The organism is Rhizobium sp. 768_B6_N1_8, from assembly GCF_051811225.1.
GTDB lineage: Bacteria > Pseudomonadota > Alphaproteobacteria > Rhizobiales > Rhizobiaceae > Rhizobium.
Map to the genome: position 1 here is coordinate 1,179,802 of NZ_JBPWPV010000002.1, position 23,713 is coordinate 1,203,514.

The window sequence follows — 23,713 nt, forward strand, 5'->3', positions numbered from 1 at the left end:
CGTCTTTGCGGAGACGGCAACACACGCTGGCCTTTATGGGAGCTAGCCTATACGCACTGCGCTTATACTGTCAAAAAGGTAAGCCCTTTCCAGATCGAGCATGAGGCGAAAGATTTCGTCCATCCGGAAATTGAGCTGGGTTTGCGAACCCGTCGCTCGCGAGCGCTCTCGCGCGGACTGCCGGCGCTATGTTCGTTGCAATTGTCTGAACACATTTCCGGACAACCATCGAGCGCTTTGCTGAGATTTTCCGCATCGTGGAATTTCCGGGAAAAGTCGGCGACTAAGCGACGCTTTCATTTAGTTTGGCGATGCAAACCAACTGAACGAGGGTGGAAATAGTCATGGGATCGGAGCCTTGGTACCGCACAGCGTTGCGATGGGGACAAACCAATCTGGTCGAGATCGACCCAGCGCGTTACGACGACACGTGGTGGCGGGAGCACTGGCGGAAGACCCGCGTCCAAGGCGTCATCATCAATGCCGGTGGCATCGTCAGCTATTATCCGACGAAGTTCCCACTGCATCACAAGGCCGTAACGCTCGGCGACCGCGACCTCTATGGCGAGATCGTCAAGGCTGCGCGCGAAGAAGGATTGAAGGTCGTCGCGCGTATGGATTCAAACCGTGTCGCAGAGGATTCCTACCGCGCTCATCCGGACTGGATCTGCCTCGATATCGACGGCAAGCCCTACCGGCAGGCGGACAAGTATGTGACCTGCATCAACTCGCCCTATTACAGCGAATACCTGCCTGACATCATGCGCGAGATCATCGAGCGTACCATGCCAGACGGTTTTGCCGACAACAGCTGGGCCGGCATGCCGCGCAAGAACATCTGCTATTGCCGGCACTGCACCGAGCAGTTCTTCGCATGGTCGGGCGTAGACCTGCCCCGCCGCCATAACTGGGCCGACGAGAACTATCGCCGCTGGATCCAGTGGAACTATAAGCGCCGCACCGATCTCTGGGAATTCAACAACAAGGTCACGACCGGGGTCGGCGGCAAGGACTGCTGCTGGATGGGCATGATCAGCGGCGACATCCTGAACAACGGCAACCGCTTCATCGATCTCAAGGAAATCCTTGCCCGCAGCCCGATCGTCATGCTCGACCACCAGCGCCGCAACCTGATCGACGGTTTCGAGGACAATACCGAAACCGGCAAACGGCTGCATGAGGTGGGCGGCTGGGACAAGCTCATTCCTGAGAGCACGCCGCAATACCAGCTTGGCTCGCCGGCTTTCCGCCTCGCCAGCATGCCGCCCGCCGAAGTGCGCCTCTGGTCCTCCTCCGGCTTTGCCGGCGGCATCCAGCCCTGGTGGCACCATATCGGCTCACTGCATGAGGACCGCCGTCAGTACAAGACGGCTGAGCCGATCTTCAAATGGCATGAGGCGAACCAGGATATTCTGATCAACCGGCAGCCGCAGGCCGATGTCGGCGTCGTCTGGTCGCAGAACAACCACGACTATCACGGCCGCGACAAGGCAAACGACCGCACGATGAACCCCTATCGGGGCACGGTGCGGGCGCTCGACCGCGCCGGCATCACCTATCTACCCGTCAATGCAGACGATATCGGCAAGGCGGCGGGACGCTTCGGTGTGCTTATCCTTCCGAACCTCGCCGCCATGTCGGACGAGCAGGTTGCCGCCATCGAGGCCTTCGTGGCTCACGGCGGTTCCGTTATCGCTTCGTCAGAAGCGAGCCTCCACAGCGAGCATGGCGACCGCCGGATGGACTTCGCTCTTGGCAAGCTCTTCGGTGTCCATCGCAGGAACGGAGCGCATGGCGACTTCGAGGCCGCTAATCCCGACATCGAAACCAGCGCGCGCCACACCTATTTGCGCCTCTTGCCGGAGCTGCGCGCCGGTGTGCACGGCCCCTCCGACAAGACGGCGCCGAAAGCTGACGGAAGGCGTCATCCGGTGCTGGCCGGTCTGGAGGAGACCGACACCCTACCCTTCGGCGGCTACCTGCCGGTCGTTAGCGTCGATGATGACGTCAAGGTGCTGGCGACCTTCATTCCGGATTTTCCGATTTATCCGCCGGAAACCTCCTGGATGCGGCAACCCTATTCGGATGTGCCCGCCATCACTGTCCGCGAGAACGGCAAGGGCAAATTCGTCTGGTTCGTCGCCGATCTCGACCGTTGTTATGCCCGTGACGACCAGTTCGAGCACGCACGCCTGATTACCAATGCCGCGCGCTGGATGCTTGGCGATCACTCGCTGCTCAGGCTGGAAGGCACGCATGGCCTCGTCACCGCTGCGCTCTATCAGCAGGATAAACGGCAGATTGTTCACCTCAACAACCGCGTTCTGATCTCCCGCGTGCCGGGCCGCCAGAACGAACTCGTACCGATCGGCCCGGTGACGTTGCGTCTGCGCAAGCCGGCCGGCAAGTCTGCTTCCGACGCGAGCCTCAGAGTTGCGGGAAAGACAGTGAAGATCATCGACGAGGGCAGCGAAATCGCCATCGATGCCGGCGCAATCCTCGACCACGAGGTGATCATCGTCGACTGGTCCTGATCGGATAAAAAACCGCCGGTTCGAAAGAGCCGGCGGTCCATTCGAGCAGGGTGTTTCGCGTCAGCTCGCAATGGCGTTGACAGGCGGCATCTCCCCGCTGAGAGCCGCCGTCAACTGCGCCGAAGTCTCAGCGAGCAGGCGCCCGAGCACCGGAATCCGCTGCGGCGTTATCCGCGATGCGATGCTCGACAGTGATATGGCGCAGATCGCCTCGCCGTGATGGTCATAGACAGCAGAGGCCACGCAACGCAGGCCGGAAACCAGCTCCTCATCATCGATAGCATAACCGTCTGTCCGGATTTTTTCGAGATCGGCGCGAAGCGCCGATTGTCTGGTGAGCGTATTGGCCGTAAAGCGCCGGCTTCCCTCGCGCAATAGGATCGTCTCCAGATCATCCTGCGAATAGGTCGCCAGGATCGCCTTGCCCATGGCTGAGGCCGTCATCGGCACTCTACTGCCGACCCGGGCGACGCTGCGGGTGATATCGCGGCTCTCAACTCGATCGACGCAGACCACCTCGCCATCCTGAACGAAGCCGAGATTGGCAGTCTCTCGCGTCTGATCGCGCAAGCGCCTGAGATAGGGGAGCGCGCTCGCAACAAGGTTGCTCTGACGGGTGAACACGGAACCGATGGCAAAGGCCTGCCGGCCGATATGCCACATGCGATCATTCGGATTGTACTGGATGAATTGCCACCGCTCCAGCGTCGTCAGAATGCGATGGACCGTCGAAGGCGCCAGACCCGTACGGGTGGCGAGATCGACCAGACGGTTGCCGTCCTCGTCCATTCCCATCGCTTCGAGCAGCATCATGGCGCGGTCGATCGATTGAACGCGCCCGTGAAGACTTTTCTCCTCCACACGCTCTCCCATGCGTCTCCTCCATTGCAATTATTCAGCATCTCCTGGCGCCGTCGACGCTTATGGTAACGCTACCATGCGTAAGCGTCAACGCTGGAAAGATGAATGCATCGACCGAAAAATGATTGTTCACGAGATCGTGCGCCACGCCGCCACCAGGTCGGGCAACGCCACCGCAATCCTGCGGAGACGACCCGGATTCCTAGCCCCTTTTTGCGAACACCTCGCTCGAGAAAGCCAGCTTCAAATCATCATACATGCCGGAATTTATGCATTTATTATAATGACTTAAGCGCATTGTCGTTTATTTATCGATAAAAACACTTGTTCGAGGCAAAATAGATGATAACGTTTCAACTAAATTGAATGCCGGATGGCAGCAGTCAACGTTTGGGAGGACTTGACATGACCAACAGCAGTAAATTTATGCCTGAAATCCGCCGCCGCACGCTGCTCGCAGGAGCAGGCAGCACCGCCTTGCTGGCCATATCAGGTGCAGCACAGGCTCAGGATCCAGTCAGCGGCGAACTCGTCGTTCTGAACTGGCTCGGCGGCTCCGAACTCGACATGATGCATTCGATCCAGAAGGCCTTTCTGGCGAAATATCCAAATGTCACGATCCGCGAAGTCGCCATCACCGGCCAAGGTGACATGCGTGGCGGCATCCGCACCGCGTTGATGGGCGGCGAGGTCGTCGACGTGCTCTTCAACACATGGCCGGCCTTCCGCAAGGAACTCGCCGATGCCGGCATGCTCCGGCCGATTGACGACCCGTGGAAATCCTTCGGTTGGGACAAGCTCATCAGCCAGTCGTGGAAGGATCTCGGATCTATCGGCGACAAGACCTACGGTCTGACTTACACCTTCGGTGATCGCTCCGGCATCTGGTACAAGAAGGAGCATCTCGCCAAGGCCGGTATTGCCGAACCGCCGAAGACCTGGGACGAGTTTGTCGCCTCCTTCGCAAAGCTCACCAAGGCCGGCTATGCGGCCCCGGTCGCGATCCCCGGCAAATACTGGGCACACGCCGAATGGTTCGAAACTCTGTTGCTCAGAACCGCAGGCGTCGAGACGGCGACGAAGCTTGGCGCTCATGAAATTCCTTGGACCGATCCCGCTGTGAAGACGGCGCTGACAAAATACGCCGAGATGCTGACTGCCGGCTGCTGCGGCGCGGCGAACATCATGCTTGCCAATGACTGGGACGGTGAGGCCGACCAAGTCTTCCAGGCCAACGCCAAGAATTATCTGCTGATCGGCATGTGGATGAACAATCGTGCCAAGAACGACTACAAGCTGGTCGAAGGCAAGGATTACGGTCTCTTCCAGTTCCCGTCTCTCGGCATGGGCCATGACGATACATCGAGCGTCGACGCCAAGGAACTGCTGGTAACGACGAATGGCCCCAATCCGAAGGCTGCAGACGCCTTCCTCGATTTCTGGACGAGTGCCGAGGCCGCCAACATTCTCGCCAAGGCCGGTTATGCTTCGCCAAGCAGCAACGTCGATACTTCGCTCTATGGCGAAGTACAGAAAGTGGCGACGCAGGCCGTTGCGAGTTCGAAGCTGCAATTCGTGCTCGGTGACCTGCTGCCCGGCGATCTCGTCGACGAGTATCGCGTGCAGCTGCAGAAATTCCTGCAGGATCCGTCGAGCGCCAACATCGACACGGTTCTTGCGGCTATCGAAACCAAGGCCCAGGGTTCCTACTGATGGCTAGCACCTCCGCTTCCCCGGTGCGGGAAGCGGCGGGCGTGATGCAGGGTTCTCCGCTGGCGGCTGGCATTAAAAGCCGTCGGCGTCTGCTCAGGGACACGCCCGCCGCACTGATCCTGATTGCGCCGGTTCTCGTGTTGTTCGCGATTGCCGTGATCTACCCGTTGGTGGAGACGATCCGGCTGAGCTTCTGGGATATCCAGGGGCTGAGAAAGCCTGTTTTCATCGGCTTCGGAAACTACGCGCGGCTGTTTGCCGACGCGGCATTTCGCAACACGCTGCTGACGACCTTGATCTTCACCATCGGCACGACTGTCATCTCAGTGGCGATCGGCTGGATTCTGGCAATGCTGTGCGCTTTTGCGCCGCAGCAAACCCTGCCCTTCCGCGTGATGATCTTCGCGGCCTTCGGCATTTCGGAAGCGGTTTCCGGCTATATGTGGATCGGCATTTACAGGGCGGATGCCGGCGGCCTGCTCAATTCGCTGATCCAACTCCTGGGCTTTCCGGGCTTTGCGCATGCCTGGTTGGGGGATGCCAACACGGCCCTCTGGGCGCTGATCATCGCGGCCTCCTGGAGCGGCGTCGGCCTGCCCCTCATGCTGATCTTTGCGGCCATCCAGGCGATCCCGAAATCTGTGCTCGAAGCCGCCTATATGGATGGCGCCAAGCCGGTCTCGACCATGCGGCATATCATGATGCCGCTGTCGATGCCGGGCGTGCGCGTCGCCGTCTTCATCAACCTGCTCACGGCACTGCGCGCCTTCGACATCATCTATATCCTGACCGGCGGCGGCCCCGTGCGCTCGACGGAAACCGTCGGCTACTTCATGTACCGGGAATCCATGACCCAGTTCAAACTGGGCTATGGGGCGGCCGCGACCGTCATCCTGCTGCTGGCGGTCCTTATCATTTCCATCCCGGCCATCATCCAGCGAACGGCAGGTGCGAAATGATCGGCAAGGCTCCTCGCTGGATTATCGTCGTCGTCGGAATCGTCGCCTTCATCTGGGTGATCCCGATCATGGGCATTGTCGTCACCTCTTTCCGCCCGCCCGAGGGTGTCTCGCTGGGTTGGTGGCGCTTCGATCATTTCGATCTCACGCTCGATGCCTGGCGCCGCGTCTGGGACAAATATCCGCTCGCAGACTCCATGTGGGTGACGATGAAGACGGCCGGCATCGCGACGGCGCTCACCATGCTGCTGACACCGGCTGCAGCCTATGCCTTCCACTTCCTGACATTCCCATTCCGCCGGGTGCTGCTGATCGTCATCATCAATGCATTCGTGCTGCCGCAGCAGGTCGTCATCATTCCGCTCTTCACGCTTTGGCGCGATATGGGGCTGATCGACAACATGCTGTCGGTGCTTATCCCCTATGTCGGGTTATCCTTCGCTTGGTCGATCTTCCTCGTCAAAAACTTCTTCGAGGATTTCCCGCGTGAGCTGGTGGAGGCCGCCAAGATCGACGGTTGCGGGCCGCTGGCGACCTTCCGCCATGTGGTGTTGCCGAATAGCCTTTCGCCGATCTTCGCCGTCGGCATCCTGCAGTTCCTCTGGACATGGAACGCCCTGCTGCTGCCCATGCTCTTCCTGCGCAGCGATGTGCCCCTTCCCGTGCTGCTTGCCCGCATTTCCGGCAGCTACGAGATCAACTGGGACCTGAGATCGGTGGCGGCCATCATCACCACCCTCGTTCCCCTGCTCGTCTTCCTCATTTTCCAACGTCAGTTCGCCGCCGGATCGCAGACACGCACCGGCGCAAAGGAATAGAACCATGCCCAAAACTACGAACAAGCCGCTGCGCTACCGCCAGATCCATCTCGATTTCCATACGTCGGAACATATTCCCGGCATCGGCGCCGATTTCGATCCGGATGCCTTCGTCTCGACGCTGAAGGCAGCACATGTCGATTCCATCACCATCTTCGCCAAGTGCCATCATGGCTGGTCCTATTACCCTACCAAGGTCGGCAAGCCGCATCCGCAGCTTGCCCGCCCGGATCTGCTCGGCGATATGGTGAAGGCGCTGTCTGCCGCCGATATCGAAAGCCCGATCTATATTTCCGTGCAGTGGGACGAGCTGACGGCGCGCGAACATCCCGAATGGCGGGCCATGAGCGCCTCGAACCGCTATCATCACGACCGGCCGGCAGACCCTTCCGCCGGCAAGCAACTGAGCCCGGCCTGGCACACGCTCTGCCTCAATCATGCGGGCCTGCGGCACTACATCCTCGAACAGGCGCGCGAAGTCGCCCAGAACTATCCGACACAGGGGCTTTTCTTCGATATCATCCTGACACCTGATTGCGTCTGCCCTGATTGTATCGAGCGCATGCAATGCGAGGGCCTTGACCCGGAAGATCCGGCCGACCGCCTGAAGAATGACGAGGCGGTCAACGAGCAGTTCCGTCGCGAGACCAGCGAGGCATTGTTCGCAGAGTTTCCGGGCCTGCGCGTTTTCTACAATTGCGGCCATATCCATAAGCAGGGGCCAGAACGCTTTTCGACCTATTCGCATCTCGAGCTCGAAAGCCTGCCGACTGGTGGCTGGGGCTATGACCACTTCCCGTCGAGCGCACGTTATGCCGCCACACTCGGCATGGACTTTCTCGCCCATACCGGCAAGTTCCACACATCCTGGGGCGAATTTGGCGGCTTCAAACATCCGGACGCACTGGAATATGAATGCGCCCAGATGATCGCGCTCGGCTCCAAATGCCTGGTCGGCGACCAGCTTCATCCGAACGGAGCTATCAACCCCGACACTTATGCGTCGATCGCACCGGCCTATCATCGCGTCGAGAAGCTCGAACCCTTCCTGGAAGGCGCAAAGCAGATCTCCGAGATCGCCATCCTCTCGGCCGAACATATGAACCCCAAGGGGGCACGCAACCATCCAAGCGATGATGGTGCGGCCCAGGTGCTGCAGGAGCTGAAACGCCCCTTCGATGTCCTCGATATATCCGGCCGCTTCGAACAATACCGCCTGCTGATCCTGCCGGACGAGATCCCCGTCGATGCGCCACTCGCCGCACGTCTGAAATCCTATTTGGCCGGCGGTGGCAAAATCATCGCTTCCTGGCATTCGGGGCTCGATGAGAGCGGTAAATTCGCGATCGACTTCGGCATTGAAAGAGGTGTAGCACCCGTCGCTTTCAAGCCGAGCTATGTAAGGGCCGGCAAGGACCTTGACGCCTCCATGCCGGAAACGGCTTTCGTTTTCTACGATGAGGCTGAAACCGTCCGCTCAGCCGGTGCGACTGTCCTGGCAGGTATTTTCCCATCTTACTTCAATCGCTCGTACAAACATTTCTGCTCGCACCAACATGCGCCCGATGACACAAATGCCGAGATGGTCGGCGCTGCCGTGACCGAGCATAAGGGGGCGGCCTATATAGCCTACCCGATCTTCCGGCTCTACCGGGCGATGGGTCAGCCGCTCTACAAATATGTCGTTCGCGGCCTTATCGACCGGCTCGTTCCCAATCCGGCGATGGTCACCGACCTGCCCTCCTCCGGGCGGGCGACTTTGACGCGTCAGATCGAGCACGATCGCCATATCCTGCATCTCCTCTACGGTCCGCCGCAGATCCGCGGCAAGGACGTGCGCGGCGATGACGGCTCGACGCGTGTGATGGAAATGATCGAGGACATTCCGGCGATCGGCCCTGTCAATGCCACAGTGCGTCTGCCGGCAAAACCGAAACGCGTCTTCGATGCGATGACCGGCGAGGATCTCGCGTGGAATGCCGGCGACGACGGCGCCATCAACATCACCGTGCCACGCCTGCACATCCACAGCGCAGTAGTATTCGAAGGCGCCTGATGCAGGTTGAGGTAAGGGAACCGTCGGACTTTGCTCTTGCCGCTCGCAATACTGGTGGGCGGCGGGGCGCTGGGCTATACGACGGAAAGGCGCCTGACCAGGCGCCATTTCCCATGAATGAGTGTAGGAGCCCGCTCGAAATGCGACAGACGGACCAGACGGCTGCAAGGAGGCGCGGAGCCACGATCATCGACGTTGCAAGGGTGGCAAACGTCGCAGTCGGCACCGTGTCCCGCTATCTCAACGGCCAGACGATCCGCCGGTCCAACCGCGAGCAAATCGAGCAGGCGATCCAGGATCTCGGCTATCGGCGCAATGCCGCCGCCGCTTCGATCCGCACCGACCTCACCCATATGATCGGCTTCCTGGTGCCGACATTCGACGAATTCCATGCCCGCATGCTGGAGCATCTCGCCCATTCGGTGCGCCCAACCGGACGCGCACTTCTGACTTATTGCCATGGCGGCGATCCGCGGGTGGTCGCGGAAGCCTTGGATTTCTTCGCCGCGCAGCGTGTCGATGCGCTGGTCATGGACGGCACAGCGGAGGTTTACGACCGTGTCGACGACCTGATCCATCACGATATTCCGATCATCTTCTACAACAACGACGTCCGCGGGCTGGCGGCCGACCGGGTCATGGTGGAGAACCACCGCGCAAGCTATCGCATCGTCAGCCACCTCATCGATCTCGGTCACCGCCGCATCGGCATTTTGACAGGCGATCCACGCAATTCTTCGGGTATCGAGCGGCTGGCGGGCTATGAGCAAGCGCTGCGCGACCGGGGCATCACAATCGATCCGACGCTCGCGGCGCGTGGAAACTGGCGCATGGATGGCGGTTATGAGGCGACCAAGCGATTGATGTCGCTCGAAAATCCGCCGACCGCAATTTTTTCCGCCAACTACGGCATGGCAGTCGGAGGGCTGAGCTGGCTGAAGGAGAACGGCCGCCATGTGCCCGAGGATATTTCGCTCGCCAGCTTCGACGACGTGGCAATCTTCCGGCTCTATGAAGCCGGTATTACGGCCGTCGCCCAACCGGTGGCAAGCATTGCAGAAACCATCACCGACATTCTCGTGGAACGCTTGACAGAACCGTCAGGCGGGGCGACGCGGAGCGTCGTCCTTGAATGCGACATCATCCTGCGAGGCTCGACGCGACGGATCACCTGACGCGCTCTGCCCGCCAAGCGGTTAAAGGGAGGAAGCTTTGGCCAGCGTAGAATTGCACGATATCGACAAATCCTATGGCAGCTTTCAAGCGATAGAGGGCCTCAATCTGAGCGTCGATGATGGTTCATTCACGGTCTTCGTCGGTCCCTCCGGCTGCGGAAAATCGACGCTGCTGCGTATGATCGCCGGCCTTGAGAAGATCACCGCGGGGGACCTCACGATCGACGGGCGGCGCATGAATGAGGCCGATCCGATCGAACGCGGCGTCGCCATGGTCTTCCAGAACTACGCGCTTTATCCGCATATGACGGTGGAGCAGAATATCGGTTTCTCGCTGCGCATGGCCGGCATGGGCAAGGCCGATATCGACAGGAGCGTTGCCGCCGCCGCTGCCACCTTGCAGATCGAGCCGCTGCTCAAGCGCAAACCTGCACAGCTCTCCGGAGGCCAGCGTCAGCGCGTCGCGATCGGCCGGGCGATCGTGCGCAACCCGGCCGTCTTCCTGTTCGACGAGCCCTTGTCGAACCTCGATGCGGAACTCCGCGTCTCCATGCGCGTCGAGATCGCGAAACTGCACCGGCGCATCGGCGCGACGATGATCTATGTCACGCATGACCAGACGGAAGCGATGACACTTGCCGATAAGATCGTCGTCATGCGCGCCGGCAAGATCGAGCAGGCCGGCACGCCGGACACGCTCTACGCCGATCCCGACAATTTCTTCGTCGCTGGCTTCATCGGCTCGCCGCGGATGAATTTCCTCGACGGCAAGCTGGGCGCGGATGGGGTGATCAAGCTCGATTGCGGCACGGTTTTTAGAGCCGGCATCGTCGGCCTGGGCAAGGAAATGCCAGTCAAGGTCGGCATCCGCCCGGAACATTTCACCGGACAGGACGAAGGCGGCGGCGCGATCGACGTCAAGGTCGACGTAGTGGAAAACCTCGGCGGAACCCGCTTCATCTACGGAACTCTCGCTTCGGGCCAATCCGTGATCATTGAGGACCGCTCGGAAAGAACCCTGCGCCCGGGCGAAACGGTCAGCGCCGGCTTTTCTGCGAGAAAGGCGCTGCTCTTCAGCGTTGACGGCCTGCGGATCCGCGACATCAGGCCGGCAAACAGCATCCCGGCAGAATGACGATGGCGGACAACCTTCTCTGGTACGATTCCCCTGCCCGGCTCTGGACGGATGCGCTGCCGCTCGGCAATGGTCGGCTCGGCGCCATGGTCTTCGGCGACCCTGTTTCCGAGAGGCTGCAGATCAACGAGTCCACCTTCTGGGCCGGCGGGCCTTACCGGCCGGTCAATCCCGATGCCTATGGCCACTTGGAGAAAATACGGGAACTGATCTTCGCCGGGCACTATGCGGAAGCCGAAGCAATGGCCGAAGAACATCTGATGGCGCGGCCGATCAAGCAGATGTCCTATCAGCCGATCGGCGATCTCCATATCGATTTCCTCCATTCGCAAACTGTCGGCAGCTACCGTCGCACGCTCGATCTCGACACGGCGATCGCCACGACCTCCTATGTTGCCGACGGCATCACCTTCTTCCGCGAAGCCTTTGTTTCCGCGGTTGATGGCGTGCTTGTCCTGCGCCTTTCAGCGGATCGGCCCGGAGCCATCAGATGCCGGATATCGCTCGACAGCCCGCAACAGGGGCAACTCGTCGACCAGGACGCTACAGGACTGACTTTCTCGGGCACCGGCAAGGCGGAATGGGGCATTGCCGCCGCCCTTCGCTTTGCCTTCGGCATTCGGGTGATCAATACAGGCGGGAGCCTGAGCTCCTCCAACGGCATCATCTCCGTAGACAATGCCGACGAGCTTGTGATTCTGCTCGATGCCGCCACGAGTTTCCGGCGTTTTGACGACGTCTCCGGCGATCCCGATGGCGCTATCACCGGGCGCCTTTCGAAAGCCGGCGGCCACAGCATCGAGGCCACGCGCCGTGACCATATCACCGAGCATCAAAGGCTGTTCCGCACTTTCGCGATCGATCTCGGCACGACGCAGGCAGCCTCGCAGCCGACCGATCGCCGGATTGCGGGCTTTGCCGGCGGAGAGGATCCCGGGCTTGCGGCACTCTATGTGCAATTCGGCCGCTACCTGATGATCGCCTCGTCCCGCCCGGGCACGCAGCCTGCAAACCTGCAGGGCATCTGGAATGAGGAGGTCGATCCGCCCTGGGGCAGCAAATATACAGTCAACATCAATCTGCAGATGAATTACTGGCTGCCGGCGCCGGCCAATCTGCCCCAATGCATCGAGCCGCTCGTCGAGATGGCGGAGGAACTTGCTGAAGCCGGACGTGAGACGGCACAAGTGCATTATCGCGCCCGCGGCTGGGTCATGCACCACAATACTGATCTCTGGCGCGCGACTGGGCCGATCGACGGAGCCAAATGGGGCCTCTGGCCGACCGGTGGCGCCTGGCTCATGACACAATTGCTTGATCTCAGCGATTACCTCGACGACGCCGATCGTCTACGCAGGCGGCTTTTCCCGGTTGCCAAGGCCGCGGCAGAGTTTGTCTTCGATGTGCTGGTGTCGCTTCCGGGCACAAGCTATCTGGTGACAAACCCCTCGCTTTCACCCGAAAATGTCCACCCGCACGGCGCTTCGATCTGCGCCGGGCCTGCCATGGACAGCCAGATTATCCGGGACTTCCTCAATCTGCTTCGCTCCGTCGCCACGTCGATCGGCGGCGAGGAAGAGTTCGTCTCGGAGATCGATCGCGTCCTGCCGCGCCTTCCGCCCGACAGGATCGGATCAGCGGGCCAGCTCCAGGAATGGCTTGAAGACTGGGACTTGCAAGCGCCGGAAATGCACCACCGGCATGTCTCGCATCTCTATGGCCTCTATCCAAGCTGGCAGATCGACATGGACAACACGCCTGCGCTTGCCGCCGCTGCCCGTCGCTCTCTGGAGATCCGCGGTGACGACGCGACGGGCTGGGGCATCGGCTGGCGCATCAATCTCTGGGCACGGCTTCGTGACGGCGATCATGCGCTCGATGTGGTCAAACTGCTGATCGACCCTGAGCGGACCTATACCAATCTGTTCGACGCCCATCCGCCCTTCCAGATCGACGGTAATTTCGGCGGGGCCGCCGGCATTCTGGAAATGCTGGTGCAGTCTCGCCCAGGCGAAATTCACCTGCTACCAGCCTTGCCCAAAGCGTGGCCGCGCGGCTCATTGCGCGGTTTGCGGGTGCGCGGCGGCATGCTTCTCGACCTCGACTGGGAGAATGGCAGGCCGGTGAAGATTGTGATCTCGGCAGCACGGGATATTCGCACGGCCATCCGCTTTGCGGACGGCAGGTTCAGCGTCGCCATTGCCGCTGGACAAACTTTCATGGCGAGCAAGGACGATCTCTTCGCATAGAGGCCAGGCCTCTATGCGAACTCAGCTTTTAGCGGCCTACATTGCCGATCAGACGATAGCGGCTTGATCGAGTGCAAATTGCCCGCACGATATTCAGCCAGTGCGCGTTGAACTTTTGACGGCAGCAGACGCTTGATCGCAAGCGTTCGTATTGCCGCTGTCCTTGCTCTTCCCCTCCCTTCCTAAGACTGATCTCCCTCAGAATATCGTGCTGGTGTAGGCCATATGACCGCGAATGATGGATCAAAGGCATCGATCCGGCCGGTTTCTTGCCAGGCGCCGACGCAATAGTTGGATGGCGCAAACAGACTGCGCGATTTATCCGGCAACTCGATCGAGAAGGCTACCGCCGGCGGAGTCTTGGTTATCTTCAATCCGGATGGCAGACCGATGGTCTGCTCCTGGAATTGAACGTCCGCATAGCTGGCATTTTTGCCGATATCATAATGCGCCTGCCGCAATCGGTCGGGAAAATCCGGGTGCGAGATCACGTCGCCGTCAAAGACAATGCCAAGAGATCCCCAGGAACGTGTGAAGCAACCCTCCTCAAAGCGGATGAGGTCATCCAGCTCGCTCGAGGGATAGGAATCGAAGCTCCAGCCTGATCCAAAGGGAGAACAAGCCTCCCACTTGAACTTATCAGCATCAGCCGCATAACCAATAAGGTTGTTGCGATGCTCTAGCTTCGCAAATCTCTTCTTCTTGGCAATCGGCGCGCGAAGGAGCCAGGTATTGTTGAAGACGTAATGCGGTCCATCCGCAATATGCGTGTCGGGAAACTTGAAAAGCACGCCCTTGGCATGCTTGTCGTCTTCGGGTCCGGGAATGTGAACGTTCCAGCCAAGATTGCCATAGACATAAAAGTAGCCCGAGCGCTGCATTTCGAAGGAAAACGGCATGTAGCAATCGACGAATTGGTTCCGGCGGATCGTCCAGTTCCACGCGAAATTCTCAGGTTCGACGGCATTATCCTTTATCCGCACGAACCAATTATCTTCGATAAGAACGTTCCGAGCGAAGGCTTCCTTGGTGGACTCCGATGCCTGATTGAAGAAATGGACGCCATTGAATGCGTCTGTGATGACGTTGTCGCGGATGATGACATACCCGGCGATGGTCCAGGCGCGGAAGAAGTCGCCGTCATAGGCACGTGCATCGCCGATGGGGTCAACGGGACCATCCTCGTCGCCCGATCCGTGCACCTGCTTCCAGGGGATATCGCTCCAAAGCCTGCAGTCTCCTAGGGATAAGTCGGCACGAACATAACCATTGTCCCGGATCGACAGGACGTCGTCTTCACCGTGGCTTTTCGTATCCTGCACCCAGCTGCATTTCTCGATGAGCAGATGACGCGTGTAGGGACCGGCCGCACCGATCGCAATGCACCCTCCCCTGAAATCGACGCGGCGTATGAAAATGTGTTGGCAGTTATCGAGGTATATTGCTGTCGGCCAGCAGTTCCTGAAAACCAGTTCGTCGATGATAGCCCATTGGCAATCCCGCAATGTCAAAGCCGCATTGTCGGCCATGAAATAGATGCCGGGAAACGAACCACCTTTCTGGTGAGCGGCGGCCAGTTTGTTCGCAGTTTCCCGATAGGCGTCGAAGTCCATATCAGAGCCTAAGATCGCTCCCGGACCGGTGATGTATATAGGGCAATCCTCGGAGCCTCGTTTACCTATTATCGTTATCGGATCGGGATAACGGCCCTTTTTCAGGTAGAGCTCGCCACCGGGCCCCAGCCGGTTGAGTTTCCTATGAATATCTTCGGCATTGACCTTTATTTGCGCTTTCATTCAATGCCGCCCCAACAAAACACCTCATCGACACTATCGCCGGAGTTGATATTTTTGCCAACACTCCCAAACGGGACCCGGCACGGGGCGAGAGCTTCATCTTCAGGCCTTCGCCTCTGCTGTAATCTTACCGCAACGTCCCGGATTTCGCCTGCCGCGCGCTTGACAAAACCGGACTGCCTGTATTTTATTCAAGCCTGCGGATTAGGCAGAGAGCGCCTCCGCATTCTTACATGACTTCGATAGTCGCTGGGCAGTTTCGCCCCATGATGGCCCCATCGCGGATGGGACGCCCTCATGGGGTTTTTGGTTTTTTGGCTTGCAGATGAATGATGCGTTGAAAATCGGCATTCTTTACTCCACCACCGGCCCTTACGGCTCGATGGGGCGCGACGCGCGCGACGGCGCGGAATTCGCGATTGCCGAATTTGCCGCAGAAAGCGGCCTGCCTGTCGAACCTGTTTTCTTCGACCCGCAGGCCGATCTTGCCGCCTATCTCGAAGGCGCGCGCCATCTGCTGCGCGCCGGCTGCCGCCACATTGTCGGCACCATTACCTCGGCCGCCCGCAAGGAAGTCATCCCGCTCATCGAAAAGCATGACGGGCTTCTCTGGTACATGTGCCCCTACGAGGGTTTCGAGGCGAACGAAAACGTCATCTATGTCGGCGGCTGCCCGAACCAGCATCTGTTGCCGCTCTTCGAACATCTGATTCCGCGCTACGGCAACCGGCCCTATCTCGTCGGCGCCAACTATGTCTGGGGCTGGGAGATGAACCGGCTCGCCCGCGAACTTACCACCAATGCCGGTGGCGAGGTTCTGGGCGAGCGTTACCTGCCGCTCGAGGAAACTGCCGTCGAGCGCATCGTCGCCGATATCGAGCAGCGCCGCCCGAGCTTCATCCTCAACAATCTTATCGGCCCGTCGAGCTACGCCTTCCATGAGGCGATCCGGCGGCTTGCCGATCGCGACGCGGCCTTCCGGCCCGAGAACTGCCCGGTCGTCAGCTGCGACCTGATGGAATGCGAGCTTGACGATATCGCGCCGGGTGCGGCCATCGGCCAGCTCTGCGCAGCCTCCTATTTCGATAGTGTCGCCACCTCCGAAAATGGCGACTTCAAACAGCGGATCCTCGCTCATTACGGCGCGCCGCGCCGCATCTCCAGCGTCTTTGCCAGTGCCTACACGGCCGTGCGTCTTTGCGTTGATGCGATCGTGGCTGCCGACGGCGACGAGCCTTCTGCCGTGCGTCGGGAACTCTACAACAAGAACTGGGCAACACCCTTCGGCATGCTGAGCATCGACAGGGAAACGAACCACGCCGCCCTGCCCTTTCATCTCGGCCGCATTAATCTCCAGAACGGCTTTGATGTGATCGCCTCGCGTCCGCCGCTTGCTGCCGATCCCTATCTGACCGGCCGCAACAAGCCGGCTTCGCCGAAATTGCGGGTTGTATCATGAAGGAAACACCCAATTTCACCGGCTGGCGTGCCGTGGTCCTGCACCGTGAGGACGGCAATACGGAAAGATTGATCCGTCAGCTACGACTTCTCGGCCTTTCGGCAACGCTGCAATGGGCGCCTCTTTCGGCCGCAGGCGTGCCCGACCTCGTCATCGTCGATGCCGACCAGGGCTTTGATGATCTCCTGCCCTGGAGCGGTGCCGCCGCGACATGCCCGGTCGTCGCACTGCTCGGCTCGGAAGCACCGGGCCGTATCGCCTGGGCGCTCGGCCAGGGTGCCGGCGCGATCATCGCCAAGCCGATTGCCGCCTCCGCTGTCTATCCGGCCCTCGTCATGGCCGTCTCCATTCACCAGGAGCGCAAGGGTGCCACCGAGCGGCTGCAATATCTCGAAGAGCGCGTGCGCCTTCGACCGCTCGTCCATGCCGCCGTCGAGAAGCTGATGAAGGCGCATGGTGTCGATGAGGAGCGCGCCTATTCGATCCTGCGCAATTGCGCCATGCGCCGCCGCCTGCCGATGGAACAGATCGCCGCCTTCATTATCGGCGGCATAGAGCCCCTGCCGGAGGCGGGTTGAATGCGTATATTAAAAGCCATTTTGCGGCAGCCGACCGCCCTCTTCGGCCTTATTGTCGTCCTTATTGTCATCGGCCTTGCCGTGGCCGCTCCCTGGATCGCGCCCTTCAATCCTGATGAGCAGATGTTCGACGGATTGTCGCTTGAAGGTGCGCCATTGCCGCCTGGTGGCCCCTACCTGCTCGGCACCGATACGCTCGGTCGCGATCTCTTTTCGCGCATGCTCTTCGGTGCACGCACCTCGCTCGTCATCGGCCTCGTTGCCAACGGCATTGCGGTCGCGATCGGCCTCCTCATCGGTATCCTCGCCGGCTACCTGCGCGGCATCGTCGGCAATATCCTGATGCGCTTCACCGATCTGATGATGGCTTTCCCGGCGCTGCTGCTGGCAATCGTGCTTGCCGCCTTGCTGCGGCCGAGCCTCTGGATCGTCGCCATGGTGATCGCGCTCGTCAACTGGGTGCAGGTCGCCCGCATCGTCTATACGGAGACGCGCGGACTGGTGGAGCGCGACTTCATCATGGCCGAACGCTCGCTCGGTGCCGGCCATATGCGCGTGCTTTTCCTGCATATCCTGCCGCACCTCGTGCCGACGGCGATCGTCTGGGGCACACTTGGTATCGCCACCACCGTTCTGCTGGAAGCGACGCTTTCCTTCCTCGGCATCGGAGTGCAGCCGCCGCAACCCTCCTGGGGCAATATCATTTTCGAAAGCCAGAGTTACTTCCAGGCAGCTCCGTGGCTCGTCTTCTTCCCCGGCGCGATCATCCTGCTGACGGCACTGTCCTTCAATCTCGTCGGGGATGCGCTGCGCGACATTCTTGATCCGACCCAGCGCGGGAGAGGCTGATGGTCTTCCTCATCCTTCGCCGGCTCGTTCAGGCCGCCCTCATTCTTCTCGGCGTTGCCGCCATTACTTTCGTGCTGCTCTATGCGCTGCCGGCCGACCCGGCGCGCATGATCGCCGGACGAAGCGCCACGACGCAGACGGTTGCCAACATCCGTCACGAACTCGGCCTCGACCAGCCGCTGCTCGTTCAGTTCAGCACCTATCTGAGCAACCTCCTGCACGGCAATCTCGGCCGCTCCTATGCGCAGAAGACCGAGGTCTGGACGCTGATCGCCGCCCGCCTGCCGGCGACGCTCGTGCTCATGCTGGCCGGTATTCTGGTGGAAGTTGCTCTCGGCCTGACCCTCGGCACGATCGCCGCCGTGCGCCGTGGCGGTTTCGTCGACCGGCTTGTCATGACGGCTTCCTTCGTCGGGGTTTCGGCGCCGCAATTCGTCGTAGCCCTGCTGCTTCTTTATGTATTTGCCGTAACGCTCGGATGGCTACCCATGAGCGGCTACGGCACCTTCGCCCATGTCGTGCTGCCAGCCTCCACCCTCGGCGTTCTTGGCGCCGGCTGGTATGCACGCATGGTGCGATCCGCGATGATCGACGTCCTCAATCAGGACTATGTGCGCACGGCGCGGGCCAAAGGCCTGTCTTCGCGCCGCATCATCTTCCGCCACGCCCTGCCAAACGCCATCCTGCCGATCATCGCCATGATCGGCATCGATATCGGCCAGTTCATGGGCGGCGTGGTCGTCGTCGAAGCGGTCTATGGCTGGCCGGGCATTGGCCAGCTCGCCTGGCAGGCAATCCAGCAGGTCGACATACCCATCATCATGGGCGTCACGCTGACATCGGCACTTGCCATCGTCATCGGCAACTTGCTCGCCGACCTGGTGGCCCCGCTTATCGATCCACGCATCCGTACACGTTGACAGCAACCAAAGAAGGGGAACCCGAATGTTCAAACGCTGGCTTCGACACACAACCATGGCAACGATGGTGGCGCTCGCCCCCCTCGCCGCCACGGCACAGGAAACACCCAAGCAGGGCGGCGATATCGTCGTCACCTACAAGGACGACATCACCACGCTCGACCCGGCCATCGGTTACGACTGGGTCAACTGGTCGATGATCAAGAGCCTCTATTCGCGCCTGATGGACTATGCGCCGGGCACGCCGAACCCGATCCCGTCGCTCGCCGAAAGCTTCACTGTATCGCCCGATGGCCTGACCTATACGTTCAAGCTGCACAAGGGCGTAAAGTTCTCCAACGGCCGCGAAGTCGTCGCTTCCGACGTGAAATATTCGATCGAGCGCGCCGTCAATCCGAAGACACAGGGTCCGGGTGCCGGGTTCTTCGGCGCCATCCAGGGCTTCGAGGACGAAACCGGCGGCAAGACCGAAACGCTTTCGGGCATCGAGACGCCCGACGACAGCACTGTCATCTTCCACCTGTCCCGCCCGGACGCGACCTTCCTGCACGTACTCGCCATCAACTTCGCTTCGGTCGTGCCGAAGGAAGCCGTCGAAGCCGCAGGCGGCGATTTCGGCAAAAAGCCCGTCGGTTCCGGCACCTTCATCCTGAAGGACTGGACGATCGGCCAGCAGCTCGTTTTCGAGCGCAACAAGGATTATTTCGTCAAGGGCGTACCCTATATCGACAGCTTCAAGGTCGAAGTCGGCCAGGAGCCGCTGGTTGCGCTGCTGCGCCTGCAGAAGGGTGAGGTCGATATCGCCGGCGACGGTATCCCGCCGGCGAAATTCCTCGAAATCAAGAACTCTGCCGATGGCGCAAAGATGATCGTCGACGGCGAACAGCTTCACACCGGCTACATCACGCTGAACACCAAGGTGAAGCCGTTCGACAACGTCAAGGTGCGCCAGGCGATCAACATGGCCGTCAACAAGGACCGCATCGTGCGCATCCTGAACGGTCGCGCAACACCCGCCAACCAGCCGCTCCCGCCGCTAATGCCGGGTTACGACAAGTCCTTCACCGGCTATGCCTACGACGTTGCCAAGGCGAAGGCGCTGCTTGCCGAGGCAGGCTTCCCCGATGGATTCGAAACGGTACTCTACTCGACCAATACCGATCCGCAGCCGCGTATCGCCCAGGCGATACAGCAGGATCTCGCAGCTGTTGGTGTCAAGGCTGAAGTTCGTGCTCTGGCACAGGCCAACATCATTTCGGCCGGCGGCACGGAAGGTGAAGCGCCGATGATCTGGTCGGGCGGCATGGCCTGGATCGCCGACTTCCCGGATCCGTCCAACTTCTACGGCCCGATCCTCGGTTGCGCCGGCGCTGTTCAGGGCGGCTGGAACTGGTCCTGGTATTGCAATGCCGATCTCGACAAGCATGCGGTTGCGGCCGACGCGATGTCCGATCCGGCAAAGTCTGCCGAGCGCACCGCTGCTTGGGGCAAGGTCTTCACCGACATCATGGCCGATGCGCCATGGGTTCCCGTCATCAACGAGCGCCGCGTCGTTGCCAAGTCGCTGCGCATGGGCGGTGCCGACAACATCTACATCGACCCGACCCGCGTCATCAATTACGACGCGATCTATGTGAAGCAATAAGCCCTGAGGAAACAACGCCTTCCCGGCCCGACCGGGAAGGCATCATAAAGTCGAGGGAGACACCTTATGTGCATTGCCTGCACCCACACCATTCACCGCGCGCAGCATAATTTCGGCTGGAACAAGGATTTCGCACCGGCCGTCGTCGCCAAGCCCGGCGAGACCATCCATTTCGAATGTCTGGATTCCTCTGGCGGCCAGCTCGGCAGCGACGCGACGCTCGATACGCTGAACAATCTGGATTTCGGCAAGATCAACCCGGTCTCCGGTCCGATCTACGTGGAGGGCGCCAAGCCCGGCGATGCACTGAAGGTAACGCTGCGCAAGTTCATTCCCTCGGGCACCGGCTGGACGGCGAATATTCCGGGTTTCGGCCTGCTGGCCGACCAGTTCAAGGATCCGGCGCTGCATGTCTGGTCCTATGACGCTAACAGCATGACGCCGGCCCTTTACGGCCCTGGCGGCCGCGTGCCGTTGAAACCCTTTGCCGGCACCATTGGTGTCGCCCCGGCCGAGCCGGGCACGCATTCCGTCGTGCCGCCCCGCCGCGTCGGCGGCAATATGGATATTCGTGACCTGACCGCAGGTGTCACTCTCTATCTGCCGATCGAGGTCGAAGGCGCACTCTTCTCCATCGGCGACACGCATGCGGCGCAAGGCGACGGCGAAGTCTGCGGCACGGCGATCGAAAGCCAGATGAATGTCGAGGCGACGATCGAACTCGTCAAGGATGCGCGCTTGCAGACGCCGCGCTTCACCACCACCGAGCCCGTCACCCGCCACCTCGACGGCGCCGGCTATGAAGTCACGACGGGTATCGACCCCGACCTGATGACCGGCGCACGCGAAAGCGTCATGCGCATGATCGATCTCCTGACCGCGGAACATGGCATGAGCGCCGTCGACGCCTATCTGCTCTGCTCGGTCTGCGGCGATCTGCGCATCAGCGAAATCGTCGATATGCCGAACTGGGTCGTTTCCTTCTACTTCCCGAGGATCGTATTCGCGTGATTGAAGCCATGCCCGCCGCGCCCATTCTTAGTGTTCGCAATCTTAGTGTCGATGCGCGAACGCCTGACGGACGCAAACCGGTTCTGAAAGATATCAGCTTTGATCTCGCGAGCGGCGAAACGCTTTGCCTGGCCGGGGAATCCGGCTCAGGCAAATCAGTGACGTCGCTGTCAATCATGGGCTTGCTGCCGAAGGCCTCGCTCCAGGTCGCCTCCGGCAGCATCATGCTCGGCGAACGCGATCTGCTGAAACTTTCCGACCGGGCCATGCGCAGTGTGCGCGGGGGCGACATCGCGATGGTCTTCCAGGAACCGATGACGTCGCTCAACCCGGTCATGTCGATCGGCGCACAGCTGACGGAGGCGATCCGCGAGCATCAGGGCAGCGAGAATGCCGAAGCGTTCGCGCTGCAGATGCTCGATGCCGTGCAGATCACCGATCCGGCGAAACGCCTGAAGCAATATCCGCATGAACTTTCGGGCGGCATGCGCCAGCGCGTCATGATCGCGATGGCGCTCTCCTGTCGTCCCAAGGTGCTGATCGCGGATGAGCCGACCACGGCGCTCGACGTGACGGTACAGGCGCAGATACTCAAGCTGATGCGGGAGCTGAAGTCGGAATTCGGCACATCGATTATTCTTATCACCCATGACATGGGCGTCGTAGCCGAAATGGCTGATCGCGTCATTATCATGCAGAATGGCGGTATCGTCGAAGAAGGCCCGGCAGTCGCCATTTTCCGCGCGCCGCGCCAGACCTATACGCAGCAACTGCTTTCGGCCGTGCCGCGCCTTGGCGCTTTTGCCGGCACCGACGCTCCTCCGCGTATCACATCGCGCAGAGTCGAGACCCTGCATCCCGACCGCACCCCGGTCCTGAATGTACGCGGCCTCAACGTCACCTATGGCGGGGCAGCGAGCTTTCTCTTCAAGGGCAAGGCGCCCGCTGCGGCCGTCAGCGACGTTTCCTTCGATATCCTGCCGGGCGAAACGCTTGGCCTCGTCGGCGAAAGCGGATCGGGAAAATCGACAACCGGCAAGGCGGTGCTCGGCCTTATCCCCTTTACCGGCGATGTGATCATCGATGGCCGCAACATTGCCGGCCTCAGCCATCGCGAGATGCAGCCCATACGCCGCACGGCGCAGATGATCTTCCAGGACCCCTATGCCTCACTCGACCCGCGCATGGCAGTGGGCTCTGCAATTGCCGAACCGCTGGTCATCCATGGCATCGCCAACAAGGCCGAGCGGCAGGACAGGGTCGCGGAACTCCTGCGCCGTGTCGGCCTGACGGCAGATGCTGCCACGCGTTATCCGCACGAATTTTCCGGCGGCCAGCGCCAGCGCATCTGCATTGCGCGTGCACTGACGCTCGAGCCGAAGCTGATCGTTGCCGATGAGAGCGTTGCGGCGCTCGACGTATCCGTGCGCGCTCGCGTGCTCGACCTGATGCTGGAACTGCAGGAAAGCATGGGGCTCTCCTACCTTTTCATCTCGCATGACATGGCGGTTGTCGAACGCATGTCCCATAAGGTCGCCGTCATGCGCGGCGGCAGGATCGTCGAAACAGGCACCCGCCGCCAGATCTTCGAACATCCGGCAGAGGATTACACGAAGGCCCTGATGGCTGCCGTTCCGATCCCCGATCCGGAAGCGCGGCGAGCGCAGGTCTAAGATTTATAGACAGGAAGCAGAAGTGCCTCCTTTGGAGCCGTATACGCTTCCGCGAGGCTTGCTCTCGGCCTCCGCCGAATCATCGCTTAAAATCGACTTTCGGCACGAGCGAATGTCGGTCGCGCCTGCCAACCAAATCCCACTCGCCAGCCACATTTTCTTTCGGCAGCCCGTCCAGATGGGCAAATACAGGCTCGCGGGTGCTGGATTTTAGATAAATTCAGCGTTCATCGACAACTCCCCGCGCCCCTTTGCGCGTGGCCAATCCGGCTAAGTCGTCCT

17 protein-coding genes are annotated in these 23,713 nt (G+C 60.5%); 15 read left to right on the top strand and 2 right to left on the bottom strand.

Annotation, left to right across the window (positions count from 1 at the left end):
• Window positions 1-344: 344 nt before the first annotated feature.
• Window positions 345-2,534, top strand: a complete 2,190-nt coding sequence (locus AB8B33_RS29750; RefSeq protein ID WP_439018121.1) for an alpha-amylase family protein — start codon at window positions 345-347, stop codon at window positions 2,532-2,534.
• Between the two features lie 60 nt (window positions 2,535-2,594).
• Here the strand turns inward: AB8B33_RS29750 and AB8B33_RS29755 are convergent, their stop codons facing one another.
• Window positions 2,595-3,407, bottom strand: coding sequence for an IclR family transcriptional regulator (locus AB8B33_RS29755; RefSeq protein WP_439018122.1), 813 nt, complete (start codon window positions 3,405-3,407; stop codon window positions 2,595-2,597).
• Between the two features lie 393 nt (window positions 3,408-3,800).
• Here AB8B33_RS29755 and AB8B33_RS29760 point away from each other — a divergent pair, with 393 nt between their 5' ends.
• From AB8B33_RS29760 to AB8B33_RS29790, 7 genes are all read left to right on the top strand, one after another.
• Entirely contained in the window at window positions 3,801-5,108 is a 1,308-nt protein-coding gene (locus AB8B33_RS29760) for an ABC transporter substrate-binding protein (RefSeq protein WP_439018123.1), read from the top strand.
• Entirely contained in the window at window positions 5,108-6,067 is a 960-nt protein-coding gene (locus AB8B33_RS29765) for a carbohydrate ABC transporter permease (RefSeq protein WP_310382068.1), read from the top strand. Before AB8B33_RS29760 ends, AB8B33_RS29765 begins: the two co-directional genes overlap by 1 nt.
• On the top strand, window positions 6,064-6,885 hold the full coding sequence (locus AB8B33_RS29770; RefSeq protein ID WP_439018124.1) for a carbohydrate ABC transporter permease: 822 nt from the start codon (window positions 6,064-6,066) through the stop codon (window positions 6,883-6,885). The genes AB8B33_RS29765 and AB8B33_RS29770 overlap by 4 nt, the downstream gene beginning before the upstream one ends.
• A gap of 4 nt (window positions 6,886-6,889) precedes the next feature.
• Complete coding sequence (locus tag AB8B33_RS29775; protein ID WP_439018125.1) at window positions 6,890-8,941, top strand: alpha-L-fucosidase; 2,052 nt, start codon at window positions 6,890-6,892, stop codon at window positions 8,939-8,941.
• 140 nt (window positions 8,942-9,081) lie between these two features.
• Window positions 9,082-10,116, top strand: a complete 1,035-nt coding sequence (locus AB8B33_RS29780; RefSeq protein ID WP_113320419.1) for a LacI family DNA-binding transcriptional regulator — start codon at window positions 9,082-9,084, stop codon at window positions 10,114-10,116.
• Window positions 10,117-10,153: 37 nt separating this feature from the next.
• Complete coding sequence (locus tag AB8B33_RS29785) at window positions 10,154-11,251, top strand: ABC transporter ATP-binding protein (protein ID WP_439018126.1); 1,098 nt, start codon at window positions 10,154-10,156, stop codon at window positions 11,249-11,251.
• Window positions 11,252-11,253: 2 nt separating this feature from the next.
• On the top strand, window positions 11,254-13,500 hold the full coding sequence (locus AB8B33_RS29790; RefSeq protein WP_439018127.1) for a glycoside hydrolase family 95 protein: 2,247 nt from the start codon (window positions 11,254-11,256) through the stop codon (window positions 13,498-13,500).
• Between the two features lie 182 nt (window positions 13,501-13,682).
• Here AB8B33_RS29790 and AB8B33_RS29795 read toward each other — a convergent pair whose 3' ends face one another.
• Window positions 13,683-15,296 (bottom strand): right-handed parallel beta-helix repeat-containing protein, encoded by a 1,614-nt coding sequence (locus AB8B33_RS29795; RefSeq protein ID WP_439018128.1) that lies wholly within the window; start codon window positions 15,294-15,296, stop codon window positions 13,683-13,685.
• A gap of 325 nt (window positions 15,297-15,621) precedes the next feature.
• Between AB8B33_RS29795 and AB8B33_RS29800 the strand changes: the two genes are divergently transcribed.
• The 7 genes from AB8B33_RS29800 to AB8B33_RS29830 all read left to right on the top strand — a co-directional run bounded on the left by AB8B33_RS29800 (window position 15,622) and on the right by AB8B33_RS29830 (window position 23,431).
• Window positions 15,622-16,755, top strand: coding sequence for a transporter substrate-binding protein (locus tag AB8B33_RS29800; protein ID WP_113320423.1), 1,134 nt, complete (start codon window positions 15,622-15,624; stop codon window positions 16,753-16,755).
• The gene (locus AB8B33_RS29805) at window positions 16,752-17,333 is read left to right on the top strand and encodes an ANTAR domain-containing protein (RefSeq protein WP_113320424.1); all 582 of its coding nucleotides are present in this window, start codon (window positions 16,752-16,754) and stop codon (window positions 17,331-17,333) included. Before AB8B33_RS29800 ends, AB8B33_RS29805 begins: the two co-directional genes overlap by 4 nt.
• Window positions 17,334-18,182 carry an ABC transporter permease gene (locus AB8B33_RS29810; RefSeq protein ID WP_439018129.1) on the top strand — a complete coding sequence of 283 codons (849 nt, stop codon included), beginning with the start codon at window positions 17,334-17,336 and terminating at the stop codon, window positions 18,180-18,182.
• Window positions 18,182-19,102, top strand: coding sequence for an ABC transporter permease (locus AB8B33_RS29815; protein ID WP_439018130.1), 921 nt, complete (start codon window positions 18,182-18,184; stop codon window positions 19,100-19,102). Before AB8B33_RS29810 ends, AB8B33_RS29815 begins: the two co-directional genes overlap by 1 nt.
• Window positions 19,103-19,127: 25 nt before the next feature.
• Window positions 19,128-20,747 carry an ABC transporter substrate-binding protein gene (locus AB8B33_RS29820; RefSeq protein WP_439018131.1) on the top strand — a complete coding sequence of 540 codons (1,620 nt, stop codon included), beginning with the start codon at window positions 19,128-19,130 and terminating at the stop codon, window positions 20,745-20,747.
• A gap of 66 nt (window positions 20,748-20,813) precedes the next feature.
• Window positions 20,814-21,758: an acetamidase/formamidase family protein gene (locus AB8B33_RS29825; protein ID WP_439018132.1), complete on the top strand. Its 945-nt coding sequence runs from the start codon at window positions 20,814-20,816 to the stop codon at window positions 21,756-21,758.
• Window positions 21,755-23,431 (top strand): ABC transporter ATP-binding protein, encoded by a 1,677-nt coding sequence (locus tag AB8B33_RS29830; RefSeq protein WP_439018133.1) that lies wholly within the window; start codon window positions 21,755-21,757, stop codon window positions 23,429-23,431. The genes AB8B33_RS29825 and AB8B33_RS29830 overlap by 4 nt, the downstream gene beginning before the upstream one ends.
• Window positions 23,432-23,713 lie beyond the last annotated feature (282 nt).